We start from the raw sequence: 12,780 nt of genomic DNA, 5'->3' as shown, positions 1-12,780 counted from the left end.
CTCGCGGAGGCTTGCGGGGCCCGGGCGTTGCCGGAGGAACCGGTCCTCGTGTGACGGGGTGGGTGCGGCACCTGGCCGGAGTCCAAGGATTCCGGCCAGGTGCCGCACCCGTACGGCATCCTCAGAGGGCCGCGAGATAGTCCGGCACCTCGGTGCCGGGCGCCAGATCGGCCTCGGCGAGCGGGGCGCCGTACTCCCTGCGGACCGGGACCACGCCGGCCCAGTGGGGGAGCGCGAGGTCCTCGGGCTCGTCGTTCGCGCCGCCGGTGCGCAGCTTGGCGGAGACCTCGTCCAGGTCGAGGCGGATCACGGCGGTGGCGGCCAGCTCCTTCTTGTTGGCGGGCCGGGAGTCGCGTGAGCGGCCGGGCACGACGTGGTCGACCAGCGCGTCCAGGGCGGTCCGCTTCTCCTCCGGGTCCGTGACCTGGCGGGCGATGCCGTGCACCACCACGGAGCGGTAGTTGATCGAGTGGTGGAACGCCGAGCGGGCCAGAACCAGGCCGTCGACGTGCGTCACCGTCAGGCAGACCGGAAGCCCCGGGTCGGCCGCCCCGGTCATCCGCAGCGGGCGCGAGCCGGTCGAACCGTGGACGTACAGCCGCTCGCCGACCCGGCCGTACAACGTGGGCAGCACGACCGGCGCTCCGTCGCGGACGAAGCCGAGATGGCAGACGTAGCCCTCGTCGAGTATCGCGTGCACCAGCTCCTTGTCGTACGACGCCTTGTGCGCGGAGCGTGTGGGGACGGTCCGGTCGGTCGGTGTGTAGGCGGCGGGCGGTGACGGCTGCTGTGTCCCCTGCATGTGCACTCTCCATTGCACTAGTGCATAATCTTCTTTGTGCTAGGAGGATATCGGTTCACAGGGCGCCGTGCAGCGGAGATTGCGGCCGGCGTGGAACGCGCGGTGGGCACCGGGGAGCTGGAGCCGGGGCAACTGCTCCCGCCGCAACGGGAGTTGGCCCTTGAGCTGGGCGTCAATCCGAACACCGTCGCGGCCGCGTACCGCATCCTGCGTGAGCGCGGCGTCATCGAGACCGCCGGACGCCGCGGCAGCCGGGTGCGGCCGGTCCCGGCCACGACGGGCCGGGATCACATCCGCGTGGACGTGCCCGAGGGCGTACGCGACGTGTCGAGCGGCAGCCCGGATCCGGCGCTGCTGCCCCCGCTGACGGAGGTGTTCGCGGCGGCCGCCGCCGAGGGCGACCGGGCACCGGTGCTGTACGGCGACGTCGCCGTGGAACCGGAGCTGGCGCGCCTCGCGCGGGCCGCCCTGGACGCCGACGGGGTACCGGACGGCCCGCTCGCCGTCGTCTCCGGAGCGCTCGACGGCGTCGAACGAGTGCTCGCCGCCCATCTGAGGACCGGGGACGCCGTCGCCGTCGAGGACCCCGGCTGGGGCAGGACCCTCGACCTCGTACCGGCGCTCGGGCTGCGCACGGTTCCCGTCGGCGTCGACGACGAGGGCCCGTTGCCCGACGCGGTACGCGCCGCCCTGGAGGCCGGGGCGCGCGCCCTCGTCGTCACGGACCGGGCGCAGAACCCGACCGGCGCCGCGGTGAGCGCTCCCCGCGCCCGTGCCCTGCGTCGCGTGCTGCGCGAGCATCCGGGGATCCTGCTGATCGAGGACGACCACGGACACGGGATCGTCGACGTGCCCTTCCACCCCCTCGCCGGGGTCACCCGGCACTGGGCCCTCGTCCGCTCGGTCGCCAAGGCGTACGGCCCCGACCTGCGGCTCGCGGTGCTCACCGGGGACACGGTCACCGTGGACCGGGTGCGCGGTCGGCAGCGGCTCGGGCCCGGGTGGGTGAGCCGCCTCCTGCAGCGGGCGGTGGTCCGTCTGTGGACGGACGGCACGGTGGACGCGCGGGCGGTCGCGGCGGAGTACGGGGCGCGCCGCGGCGCGCTGATCGACGCGCTCGCCGAGCGCGGTGTCACGGCCCATGGCGTCACCGGCATGAACGTGTGGGTGCCGGTGCCCGACGAGACCGGCGCGGTCGCCCGGCTGCTGCACGCCGGCTGGGCGGTCGCGCCCGGCGCCCGTTTCCGGCTCAGTGCGCCGCCCGGCATCCGGATCACCGTCTCGACCCTGACCGCGGACGACACCGCGCCCCTGGCGGACGCGGTCGCCTCCGCCCTGGGCCCGGGCCCTGCGCGCAGCTACGTCTAGTGCCGTGACCGGGCCGTTGCCGGGGTTCGGCCGGCTCCCGGGTTCGGCTGGTCCCGGGTCTCCGCCTTCGGGCGGGACTGGGTCAGTGCCGCACCCGCCAGGACGATCACTGCACCGACCGGCGTCGACCAGGTCAGCGACTCGCCCAGGACCGCCACGCCCGCCGCGATGGCGACGACCGGGACGAAGTAGGTGACCATCTGCGCCGTCGTCGGGCCGACCTCGGCGACCATGCCGTACTGGAGCAGCATCGCCACACCCGTGCCGAGCGCGCCCAGCGCGGCGATCGCCAGCAGGGGCGGGATCGCGATGTGCGTCGGCAGGGTGGTGAACAGCGGGGTGACGGCGGCCAGTTGCAGCGTGGCCAGCAGCAACTGGCCGCCTGTGAGCGACAGATGCGAATGGCTGGAACCGGCCAGGGTGCGACGGACGTAGATCCAGCCCACCGGGTAGCTCAGCGAGGCGAGCAGGGCCAGCGCCGTGCCCGTCAGGTCCAGGCCGTGGAAGCCCTGCCAGGCGCCGAGCACCGTCAGCACGCCGAGGAAGCCGATGCCGAGCCCTGCCACCCGGCGCCGCGTCGGCCGGTCCTCCGACAGTGCCACCAGGGACAGGACCATGCCCCACAGCGGCGAGGTCGCGTTGCAGATCCCGGCGAGCGTCGAGGGGATCGTCAGCTCCGCGTAGGCGAAGAGGGAGAACGGCAGTGCGTTCAGGAGGAAGCCGGCCACTGCGAGATGTCCCCAGGTGCGGGCGGAGCGTGGCAGAGGTTCGCGCTTGACCGCCATGGCGACGGCGAGAACCGCCGTGCCGAAGACCAGCCGGCCGAGCGTCACCTGGAACGGGGCGTACGCCTCGGTGCCGACCTTGATGAACAGGAAGCTGAAACCCCAGATCAGCGAGAGGAGGCCGAAGCGGATCCGCCAGTCGAGGGCGGCCCGGCGGCGAGGGGTGGTGGTGGGGGCGGTGACGGTTCGCGGAGTGGAGACGGTGCTCATGTCCCCAACGATGGCGGAGGCAATCTCGTAGCACAATCGAGATTTCGCACCCGATATCTCGTAGCATTGCTTACATGTTGAACTTGGAGCGCCTGCGCACCCTCGACGCCCTCGCCCGGCACGGCTCGGTCAGCGGCGCCGCCGAGGGACTGCACGTGACCACCTCGGCCGTCTCCCAGCAGATGGCCAAACTGGAACGAGAGGTGGGGCAGCAGCTGCTGGCCAGGAACGGGCGTGGGGTGCGGCTCACGGACGCGGGCCGGCTGCTCGCCGAGCACGCGGCGCGGATTCTGTCGCAGGTCGCACTCGCTCATGCCGACCTGGAGGCACAGCGCGGGCGGGTGGCGGGCGAACTGCGCCTGTCGGCCTTTCCCACGGCGGCCCGTGGACTGTTCCCCACCGCGCTGGCCGCGCTGCGCGCCGACCATCCCGCGCTGCGGCTGCGCTCGAGCGAGCTGGAACCCGAGGAGGGGGTGGCCGGTGTGGTGCGCGGCGACCTGGACCTCGCGGTCGTCCTCGACTGGTACAACAAGCCGATGCCGCTGCCCGACGGCCTGGTGAAGGCGGCGATCCTGGACGATCCGGCGGATGTGGCGATGCCGGCCGGGCACCGGCTCGCCGACCGGGCGGAGGTCGGCCTGGAGGAGTTCGCCGACGACGAGTGGATCACCTGGGCCGATGGCGAGTTCTGCCACGAGTGGCTCATGTTCACGCTGCGCTCCAAGGGTATCGAGCCGTGCGTCGGGCACCGCGCCGGGGAGACGCACACCCAGCTCGGGCTGGTCGCCGCCGGGCTCGGGGTCTGCATCGCACCGCGCCTCGGGCGCGACCCGGTGCCGGGCGGAGTGGTGACCGTGCCCGTGCGGCAGCAGGTGCGCCGGCACGTCTACGTGGTCTGGCGGGCCGACGCCGACCGCCGCCCGTCGATCCGGGCGGCGGTGGAGGCGTTGCGCGCGGCAGGCGAAGCCGTGACGGCCGGGTGAGCGGGCAGGGGCCCTACGCGCCCAGCTTGCGGAAGTCCCAGGAGACGATCTTCGTCGGGGTCAGCCGGATCCAGGCATGGCGGCCGTCGTGCGGCATCTCCTCCAAGCCGAAGTTCTTGCGGGCGAACAGCATCTCCGGCACGTCGAGTTCCGCGCACAGCTCCCCGGTGCGCGGTATCTCGCCCACGAACTCCGCCGTGCCGGACAGCTCGGCGCCCCGCAGCTGTTCGTAGTCCTCACCCGTGTCGACCACGACGGCGATGCGCCGATCGCGGCGCAGATCCGCCCAGCGCTTGCTCCGCACGACCGAGTACAGCCACAGCGAGGTGCCGTCCCAGACGTACCACAGGGCGCTGACGTGCGGGGCTCCGTCGGCGGACACGGTCGCCACCCGGCAGGTGCGCTGGGTGGCGAGGAACTCGTCCAGCTCACCCGGCGTCATCATGATCTTCCGGCCCCGGCGCTGCGTGGTGACGGTCATGCGGCCCCCTCTTCTTCTCCCACGTCGTGTCAGAGAGATCCTCTGACATCACGTCAGAAAAGAATGGGTCGTCTTCCGTCCGTCCGCAATGGTCGTTACCCTCGCCGCCTCGGACCGTCGACGCCTGGGGGAGCCATGCCGTCGCGCCAGGACCTCAGGGACCTCCTGGACCTTCCGGCCACGGTGCTGCTCACCGTGGAGTGCCAGCAGGGTGTCGTGGGCCCGGACAGCGCCCTGCCCGAGCTGGCCCGCGAGGCGCGCTCCTCGGGGGTGCTCGCGAATGTCGCCCGGCTGGTCGCCGCAGCGCACGAGGGCGGGGTGCAGGTGATCCACGCGATCGCCGAACGCCGTCCGGACGGGCGCGGTGCCGGCCGCAACGCCCGCCTCTTCCGCGCGGCCGAACGGCTCCCCGTCCAGCAGCTGACCGGCACCACGGCGGTACGGGTCGCGGCGCCCATCGACGTGCGGGAGGAGGACCTCGTCGTGCGCCGGCTGCACGGACTGTCGCCCCTCGCGGGCACCGAGGTCGACGCACTGCTGCGCAACCTGGGCTGCCGCACCCTGATCGTCACCGGGGTCTCGGCCAACGTCGCGATCCCCAACACGGTGTTCGACGCCGTGAACCGCGGCTACACCGCCGTGGTGCCCGCGGATGCCATCGCGGGGGTGCCCTCCGACTACACCCCCGCGATGATCCGCAACACCCTCTCCCTGGTCGCCACCATCACGACCACCGGGGAACTGCTGACCTGCCTCGCACCACCGCGCCGGGCGGTCCGGGGCGATTGAGGGGCGTCAGGCCAGCTTGATCTCGTCGCCGGAGACGGCGATCTTCGCGGCGGGCAGGGGCTGGGTCGCCGGGCCCTTCTTCACGCTGCCGTCGGTCGCCGAGAACTGGCTGCCGTGGCATGGGCAGCTGATCACGCCGTTCGAGATGTCCTTCACGGCGCAACCCGCATGGGTGCACTTGGAGGAGAACGCCTTGAACGTGCCCGCCGACGGCTGGGTCACCACCACGCCCTGGTCGGCGAAGACCTTGCCGCCGCCCTCGGGGATGTCCGAGGTCTTCGCCAGGGCCGTGCCGCCGGAACCGGCCGCGGCGCCGCCGCCCCCGCCCGTGGTGGCGGTGCTCGCACTGCTGTTGCTGTTGTCCTGTGAACCGGACGGACTCGACGACGACTTGTCGTCCGAGCCTCCGCACGCGGTCAGCGCGACGGCGAGCCCCGTCACACCGACCGCCGCCACGACACTGCGGCGGGCAGGCGCCGAGACGGGCTGAAGCGATTCGCTGGTCATGCTGACGTTCCCTTCCACGGACGTTCCGTAAATCTGTACGGAGGTACGGTCGGCGGGCACCGCCCGTTCAGACCCCGACGAGATCCTGACCTGTCCGGGATGAGGTAGGCGTAAAACACGCCTGTCGTTCCGCTGTCAGATGGACACACGGCCCGGACCGCCGCCCCCGGCCGGCGCCGGGGCCGATACGGGGCGGGGGTGAGAGGGTTCCCGACGAGACCGGCCAGGCGGGTGGTCTCGTCCGTGAGGTCCAGCCCCAGGTCGTCCGCGGCATCGGTCAGTGCCCTGAGTGCCAGGACCAGGCCGGCGCGCTGCTGTGCGGGCAGGCGCTCCACCAGGGTGCGGATCTCGGCACGTCGGTGACTGAGGACCCGGTCGACCAGCTCAGCTCCCACGGGCGTCAGCCGCAGGACGACCTGGCGGCGGTTGTCGGGGTTGACGCGTCGGTCGATGAGATCGAGGGATTCCAGGCGTTCGACCATGCGGAGCGCGGTGGAGGAGTTGACGCGATCCCTCCGACCGCACTCCGCTCGGACACCTGGCCGTCCCGGCGGTGACCGCCCACCCCGACGAGACCCCGCGCGCCCTGGCCAACCGCATGGCCCGGCACGACGTCACCCGTCTGCTCGTCGTCACCCGCGACGAGCGGCCCCGGGTGGAGGGCATCATCAGCCTGCGCCATCTGCTCACCGCCCGGCTCATCGACCTCCACGAGGAACACCACGCCGAACGTGTCCTCACCCTGAGGCCCCGGCGCGTCCCTGCACCAGCCACGAACTGACCCGTTCCGCCTCACTGAGCCCGAGTGGTCTCCACGGTCCGCCTGGTCGTCGTGGCGGGTTCCTTCCTCGAAAAAACTGCTCACGCTGCCGGTCGACTTCGACTAGCCACGGACCGTTCGCGGCACAGCTGCTGCTCAACGGACCGGGCCAGGGCGTGTTCTGCTCGCCGAACACGCCCTCGACCACGGGTGCCTCCGGTGTACCGGGGCGTCGTGGCGGGCATGGCACTGGTCTCGGCACGCGCCCCGGCCCTGCGCGGCGGCCGTCGTTCCGCATACGACGGCTCTGCGCCGGTTCGGCCGGCCGCCACGGCCGAACCCCGGGAGACGGCACAGCACGGCACAACGCGTCCTCGCAACGTCGGCGCGTCCTCGTGACGTCGACCGGAGTTGCACCTGGCCCGGAGTCACTGACGGCCGCGGCGTGTCACGAGGTCGCGCAGACGGTCCCAGGGGCCCCGAACCTGTGCGGTCGCCTTGACCAGGAGGGCCGGTTCCGGTGCGCCCGGCCGTGGCCGGGTGGGTGCGGCAGCCTCCGTGTCGCCGGCCTTCGCGCCGAGATCCCGCAGGACTTCAGCGGGACACACCGCTTGCAGGCGTGGGAAGAGAAGCTGCTCCTCCTGGACGACGTGTTCGGTCACCCGGCTGATCACGGACAGCAGGAGGTGCCCGAACTCCACACTGTCCGCTTCCTGAGCCTCCAGGGAGCTCAGCAACTCCTCGATCCGGCGGTGTTCGGCGAGTTCGCGGTCCGCCCAGGCATCGCCGTCCACCACGAACCGGCGCACCGCGGGATACAAATGCTCCCGCTCCGCCACCGCGTGGCGGACCAGACTCATGCCGACCTGCTCGACGAGGGTCTTCCGTTCGTCGCTGCCGGGCGCCGAGGAACGGATGCGGTCGAATAGTCGCTGGATCCGCCGGTGGTCCGCCGTCAGTACCTCGATGATGCCGCTGCGACTGCCCACTCCCACTCCCTGTGGCGTCCTGCCCCGTTCGGTGTCGTGCGCCAGGACCGAGCCGCGGGACCACGGCCGCAGTGCTTGGCGCGACGGTCACTGCCCGGCCCTGAGGCCCGGCATGCCGGCGGCGTACTCGAAGGGACGTGTCATCCTGTGGCCGGGCAGGTTGCCCCGCAGGCTCCACCGGCCCAGCGGCAGGATGACCCGGCCGCCGAAGGACTCCTCGAGCATCATCGCGCCCGCGGTGTAGAACGCGGCGGCCGAGGAGGCGACCAGCACCCAGCCTCCGGCGGTGATCACACTGCTCGTGGTGGCCAGGATGCCGGCAGCCTGCAACGCCGATCCGGCGGCGAGGAGAGCCAGGGTGAGGAACATCCCCAGGTTCCTGCCCAGCGCTCCCAGCGCCCCGAAGAGGGTGGTCAGGGACAGCCCGATCCACCAGAAGCCGAACGCCTCGGTGAGAGTGGTGTCGAGCGGCAGCAGACCGCCGGCCACCATCAGTTGCATCACGCCCCACGCGAGCCAGAAGGCCCCCCAGGTGCCGTGCATGGCCGTGGCGACGGCGTCACGCGCCCGGTAGGCCCACATGCCGGCGGCGAGCTGGGCCACACCGCCGAAGAAGATGACCAGCGGCGCCAGGATGATCGGCGAGATGATCTTGTCGCCCCACCATCCGGCCAGGTTCGACGCCACCATGAAGGTGGCGGTGGCGTAGCCGAAAAGGCCCAGGATCGACGGGGCGGCGATGGGGGTGAGCATCACGCGGCTGCGAGCGAGCCACGCCTCGTATTCCGCGGCGTCGTTCGTCGTGGGTCCCGGAGGCGCCTCGGACGTCGGTCCCTGCCCGCCGGGAGTGGAGGCTCCGGGACGCGGCTCCTGTCCCTGGTGTTCGGCCATGGCGATTCACTCCTTCCGGTCTGCCTGCGGGGTCGTTCGCTCGGCAGACGGCGAAGCAGGCACAGCCTGCCCTCACCTCCAGCAAAACCCGGACGCGCCGAGCGCGCACGGCGGGGCGCCGGTGCCTCGCACATCGGCGACGCGCCTGCCGCTCCGCCCGGCACCCGGTCGCCGCTGAAACGCGTGTGCCCACGGCACGCCTGCGCCCTGTGCCTCGGGGTCACGATCAAGATGGGATGACGCGGCACTCGGGGCTCGTGGCGTGCCGTGCGGCCGGCCGAGCCGCGCGGCACGCCGGTGCGGCGACGGGACGTGGAGGAGCGTGGTACGGCGTGCTGGTGCGGCGACACAGGGCGAGGCTGGAGGCGAAGGCCAGGCAGGCGGCGTTCCAGGCCTACGTGGTGATGGACCGTCGTGCACCCGTCTCGGAGCTGGCCGGACAACTGCTGCGCAAGGCGTTCCCCGACCACTGGTCGTTCCTCCTCGGTGAGATCGCGCTCTACAGCTTCGTCGTGCTGGTCCTGACCGGCAGTTACCTGACGCTCTTCTTCGATCCGAGCCTGGCCCAAGTGACCTACGCCGGTTCGTACAAGCCCTTGCGGGGCCTGCTGGTCACGAAGGCGTACGAGTCGACGCTCCATGTGAGCTTCGACGTGCGCGGTGGCTTGCTGATCCGTCAGATGCACCACTGGTCCGCCCTCGTGTTCGTCGCGGCCATCGGCGTCCACATGCTCAGGATCTTCTTCACCGGCGCGTTCCGCCGGCCGCGAGAGCTGAACTGGGTCATCGGCGTGACCCTGTTCCTGCTCGCCCTCCTGGAGGGCTTCTGCGGTTACTCCCTCCCGGACGACCTGCTGTCCGGCACGGGGCTGCGCACCGCCCACACCATCGTGCTGTCGATCCCGGTCGTCGGGACGTATCTGGCCTTCTTCGCATGGGGTGGCTCCTACCCCGGGCAGGTGCTCGGTCAGCGGCTCTACATCGTGCACGTGCTGTTCGCGCCCGGCCTGCTGATCGCCCTCATCGCCGTGCATCTGGTCATGGTGGTCTACCTGAAGCACACCCAGTGGGCGGCACCCGGGAAGACCAACCGGAACGCGGTGGGACAGCCGATGTATCCCTCGTTCGTCGCCAGGTCGACCGGCCTCTTCCTGATCGTCTTCGGCGTCACCGCGCTGCTGGCCGCGGTCGCACAGATCAATCCCGTGTGGGCCTACGGCCCCTACCGGGCCGACCAGGTCTCCACCGACGCCCAGCCGGACTGGTACGTCGGTTTCCTGGAGGGGGCGTTGAGGCTCATGCCGGGCGTGGAGACGAACGTCGCCGGCCACACCTTCATGTGGAACGTCCTGCTGCCTGCGGTCGTCCTGCCCGCGCTGCTGTTCGTCGTGCTGTACCTGTACCCCGTCTTCGAGCGATGGGTGACCGGGGACCTCGTGGAGCACCATCTGTGCGACCGGCCGCGCGACCGGCCGGTACGGACCGGGCTCGGTGTGGCGGGCATCGTCTTCTACGCCGTCCTGCTGATGGCCGGCGGCAACGACGTGATGGCCTATGAGTTCGGTGTCTCCGTCAACGGCCTCACCTGGCTTTTCCGTATCGCCGTCATCGTCGGCCCGGTTCTCGCCCACCTCCTCACCAGGCGCCTGTGTCTGGCGCTGCAGCTTCATGAGCGGCGGCTGTACCGGGAGGGTGAGGAGACGGGTGTGGTGCGTCAGGACCTCGCGGGCGGCATGGGGGAGCGCCATGTTCGTCTCGACCGGGAGCGGCGCTACCGCCTGCTGGTGAGGGAACTTCCCCGGCCGCTCGAGCACCCTGGCCGTCAGGCACCGATGCGCCGTCGCCTCAAGGCGTCGCTGAGCTCGTGGTACTACCGGGACCGGGTGGAACTGCCCACCACGGCGGAGGAACGTCTGCAGATCACGGGTCGCACAGCGGATCCGGTGTCGGGCGGAGTCGAGGGACAGGAGTGAACGGTCCGACTCGGGGGACCGCAGGGAGTGCATCTGCCTCAAGGGCTCTCTCGAGTCCCGAACTGGAAGACCATGCCGAAGACGCCGGGCCATAGGAGACCGAAGCCGACGAGGATGATCCACACGCCGTAGACGATGCCGATGGCGATCACCGCCGCGCCCAGCGCGGTGACGACCGGGTAGACGCTGTGCGGCGGGAAGAAGTCGATCGTGCCGCTGCGCTCACGGACGTCGGAGTCCGGCCGGTCCTCGGGGCGCGGACCCTTGCGCCGGTAGTTGATCAGGCAGAAGAACGCGATCACCGACGACATGCCGAACGACACGCTCAGCGCGGCGATGCCCGCGGGCTCGCGCGCGAACCAGGTGTACGCGGCGTCGGTGAGCATGAAGAACAGCGCCACACCGGCGAAGAGGTAGCCCTCGGACTTCATTCGCTCTGCTCTCCCAGGGGGTCGGGGGTCGGCTCCACCGTGCCGCGTTCCGGCGCACCGAGTTCCTGACGCACCTCGGGGTGGTGCAGATCGAACGCAGGGGAGTCGGACCGTACGCGGGGCAACGCGGTGAAGTTGTGCCGGGGCGGGGGACACGAGGTCGCCCACTCCAGGGAGCGGCCCCAGCCCCAGGGATCGTCCGCGTCGACCCTGGGGGCGTACCGCGCGGTCTTCCACACGTTGTACAGGAAGGGCAGGGTGGAGACACCGATCAGGAAGGCGCCGATCGTGGAAACGGTGTTCAGGGTGGTGAAGCCGTCGGTGGGCAGATAGTCCGCGTAGCGGCGGGGCATCCCGATCTCACCGAGCCAGTGCTGGACGAGGAAGGTCGCCTGGAAACCGATGAACAGCGTCCAGAAATGGATCTTCCCCAGGCGCTCGTCGAGCAGCTTGCCCGTCATCTTCGGCCACCAGAAGTAGAAGCCGCCGAACATCGCGAAGACGATCGTCCCGAAGAGCACGTAGTGCAGGTGCGCGACGATGAAGTAGCTGTCGGTCAGGTGGAAGTCCAGGGCCGGTGAGGCGATGATCACGCCGCTGAGACCGCCGAGCAGGAAGGTCACCAGGAAGCCGGCCGACCACAGCATCGGCGTCTCGAAGGACACGCTGCCCCGCCACATGGTGCCGATCCAGTTGAAGAACTTGACCCCCGTCGGCACACCGATCAGGAACGACAACAAGGAGAAGAACGGCAGCAACACTGCCCCGGTGGCGAACATATGGTGAGCCCACACGGTGGCCGACAGCACCGTGATGGTGATCGTCGCGCCCACCATCCCGACGTACCCGAATACCGGCTTTCGGCTGAACACGGGGATGATCTCCGTGACCACGCCGAAGAACGGCAGCGCCACGATGTAGACCTCCGGATGGCCGAAGAACCAGAACAGGTGCTGCCACAGCAGTGCCCCGCCGGTGGCGGAGTCGAAGATGTGGGCGCCATAGGCTCGATCGGCCACCAGGGCCAGCAGGATCGCGGTGAACACCGGGAAGGCCAGCAACACGAGGATCGACGTGAACAGGATGTTCCAGGTGAAGATCGGCATCCGGAACAGGGTCATCCCCGGGACCCGCAGGGACAGGATGGTCGCGATGAAGTTGACGGCGCCGAGTGTGGTGCTCACGCCCGCGACCGCCAGGCCCATGGCCCACAGGTCGCCGCCGTGACCGGGGGAGTGGACCGCGTCGTTCAGCGGTGAGTAGGCGAACCAGCCGAACGCCGCCGGACCCTGATCGACGAAGAACCCGGAGACGACGATCAGCCCACCGAACAGGAACAGCCAGTACGACAGTGCGTTCAGGCGGGGGAAGGCGACATCGGGGGCGCCGATCTGCAGCGGCATGACAGCGTTCGCGAACCCGGCGAACGTGGGGGTCGCGAACAGCAGCATCATGATCGCGCCATGGATCGTGAACAGCTCGTTGTACTGCTGATTGGTGACGATCTGCAGTCCGGGGCGGGCCAGCTCGGCACGCATGATCATCGCCAGCACGCCGGCGAACAGGAAGAACCCGAACGAGGTGAAGAAGTACAGGTGGGCGATCTTCTTGTGATCGGTGGTCGTCAGGTAGTCCCTGATGCGCTCCGCTGCAGGGACCCGAGGCTCACGGGTGGCGACCTGCGGCTCGCCCGGCCCTGGCCGTGTCTGTGACATGAGCGCCCTCCACGCGCTGAACCAGTCCGCCGGTCATCACCGGGTCGGTCGTTCCGCCGAGAGAGGCGGTAGGTCTGGATCGGCCGGGCGGCCTGG

At 70.5% G+C, this 12,780-nt stretch carries 14 protein-coding genes; 5 read left to right on the top strand and 9 right to left on the bottom strand.

Annotated elements, in window-relative coordinates:
• Positions 1 to 121: 121 nt before the first annotated feature.
• Complete coding sequence (locus ACFYZJ_RS08875) at positions 122 to 802, bottom strand: pyridoxamine 5'-phosphate oxidase family protein (protein ID WP_388564453.1); 681 nt, start codon at positions 800 to 802, stop codon at positions 122 to 124.
• 36 nt (positions 803 to 838) lie between these two features.
• Between ACFYZJ_RS08875 and ACFYZJ_RS08870 the strand changes: the two genes are divergently transcribed.
• The gene (locus ACFYZJ_RS08870; protein WP_388564450.1) at positions 839 to 2,170 is read left to right on the top strand and encodes an aminotransferase class I/II-fold pyridoxal phosphate-dependent enzyme; all 1,332 of its coding nucleotides are present in this window, start codon (positions 839 to 841) and stop codon (positions 2,168 to 2,170) included.
• Here ACFYZJ_RS08870 and ACFYZJ_RS08865 read toward each other — a convergent pair.
• Positions 2,167 to 3,165, bottom strand: a complete 999-nt coding sequence (locus ACFYZJ_RS08865; protein ID WP_388564447.1) for a DMT family transporter — start codon at positions 3,163 to 3,165, stop codon at positions 2,167 to 2,169. The genes ACFYZJ_RS08870 and ACFYZJ_RS08865 overlap by 4 nt on opposite strands.
• Before the next feature lie 74 nt (positions 3,166 to 3,239).
• Between ACFYZJ_RS08865 and ACFYZJ_RS08860 the strand changes: the two genes are divergently transcribed.
• Positions 3,240 to 4,148: a LysR substrate-binding domain-containing protein gene (locus tag ACFYZJ_RS08860; RefSeq protein WP_388564444.1), complete on the top strand. Its 909-nt coding sequence runs from the start codon at positions 3,240 to 3,242 to the stop codon at positions 4,146 to 4,148.
• A gap of 13 nt (positions 4,149 to 4,161) precedes the next feature.
• On the opposite strand, the gene ACFYZJ_RS08855 is transcribed toward ACFYZJ_RS08860, so the two are convergent.
• Entirely contained in the window at positions 4,162 to 4,629 is a 468-nt protein-coding gene (locus ACFYZJ_RS08855; RefSeq protein ID WP_388564441.1) for a pyridoxamine 5'-phosphate oxidase family protein, read from the bottom strand.
• Positions 4,630 to 4,764: 135 nt separating this feature from the next.
• Between ACFYZJ_RS08855 and ACFYZJ_RS08850 the strand changes: the two genes are divergently transcribed.
• Entirely contained in the window at positions 4,765 to 5,418 is a 654-nt protein-coding gene (locus ACFYZJ_RS08850; protein ID WP_388564438.1) for a cysteine hydrolase, read from the top strand.
• A gap of 6 nt (positions 5,419 to 5,424) precedes the next feature.
• On the opposite strand, the gene ACFYZJ_RS08845 is transcribed toward ACFYZJ_RS08850, so the two are convergent.
• Entirely contained in the window at positions 5,425 to 5,925 is a 501-nt protein-coding gene (locus ACFYZJ_RS08845; protein WP_388564435.1) for a Rieske (2Fe-2S) protein, read from the bottom strand.
• Positions 5,922 to 6,407 (bottom strand): MarR family winged helix-turn-helix transcriptional regulator, encoded by a 486-nt coding sequence (locus tag ACFYZJ_RS08840; protein WP_388564433.1) that lies wholly within the window; start codon positions 6,405 to 6,407, stop codon positions 5,922 to 5,924. The genes ACFYZJ_RS08845 and ACFYZJ_RS08840 overlap by 4 nt, the downstream gene beginning before the upstream one ends.
• 71 nt (positions 6,408 to 6,478) lie before the next feature.
• Between ACFYZJ_RS08840 and ACFYZJ_RS08835 the strand changes: the two genes are divergently transcribed.
• Positions 6,479 to 6,706 (top strand): CBS domain-containing protein, encoded by a 228-nt coding sequence (locus ACFYZJ_RS08835; RefSeq protein ID WP_388564430.1) that lies wholly within the window; start codon positions 6,479 to 6,481, stop codon positions 6,704 to 6,706.
• A gap of 407 nt (positions 6,707 to 7,113) precedes the next feature.
• Here the strand turns inward: ACFYZJ_RS08835 and ACFYZJ_RS08830 are convergent, their stop codons facing one another.
• Positions 7,114 to 7,674 carry a hemerythrin domain-containing protein gene (locus ACFYZJ_RS08830; protein WP_388564428.1) on the bottom strand — a complete coding sequence of 187 codons (561 nt, stop codon included), beginning with the start codon at positions 7,672 to 7,674 and terminating at the stop codon, positions 7,114 to 7,116.
• An 87-nt stretch (positions 7,675 to 7,761) separates the two neighbouring features.
• Positions 7,762 to 8,565 (bottom strand): acetate uptake transporter family protein, encoded by an 804-nt coding sequence (locus ACFYZJ_RS08825; RefSeq protein ID WP_388564425.1) that lies wholly within the window; start codon positions 8,563 to 8,565, stop codon positions 7,762 to 7,764.
• Positions 8,566 to 8,897: 332 nt separating this feature from the next.
• On the opposite strand from ACFYZJ_RS08825, the gene ACFYZJ_RS08820 reads away from it, so the two are divergent.
• Positions 8,898 to 10,538 carry a cytochrome bc complex cytochrome b subunit gene (locus ACFYZJ_RS08820; RefSeq protein WP_388564423.1) on the top strand — a complete coding sequence of 547 codons (1,641 nt, stop codon included), beginning with the start codon at positions 8,898 to 8,900 and terminating at the stop codon, positions 10,536 to 10,538.
• Between the two features lie 38 nt (positions 10,539 to 10,576).
• On the opposite strand, the gene ACFYZJ_RS08815 is transcribed toward ACFYZJ_RS08820, so the two are convergent.
• Both ACFYZJ_RS08815 and ctaD read right to left on the bottom strand, forming a co-directional pair.
• Complete coding sequence (locus ACFYZJ_RS08815; protein WP_388564420.1) at positions 10,577 to 10,969, bottom strand: cytochrome c oxidase subunit 4; 393 nt, start codon at positions 10,967 to 10,969, stop codon at positions 10,577 to 10,579.
• On the bottom strand, positions 10,966 to 12,684 hold the full coding sequence (ctaD, locus tag ACFYZJ_RS08810) for a cytochrome c oxidase subunit I (RefSeq protein ID WP_388564417.1): 1,719 nt from the start codon (positions 12,682 to 12,684) through the stop codon (positions 10,966 to 10,968). Before ctaD ends, ACFYZJ_RS08815 begins: the two co-directional genes overlap by 4 nt.
• Between the last annotated feature and the right edge of the window lie 96 nt (positions 12,685 to 12,780).

The sequence above is a fragment of the Streptomyces sp. NPDC001848 genome (genome assembly GCF_042891915.1).
Lineage (GTDB): Bacteria > Actinomycetota > Actinomycetes > Streptomycetales > Streptomycetaceae > Streptomyces.
The sequence above is the reverse complement of the archived record's forward strand: the minus strand, read 5'-3'. Positions and strand labels throughout refer to the sequence as shown.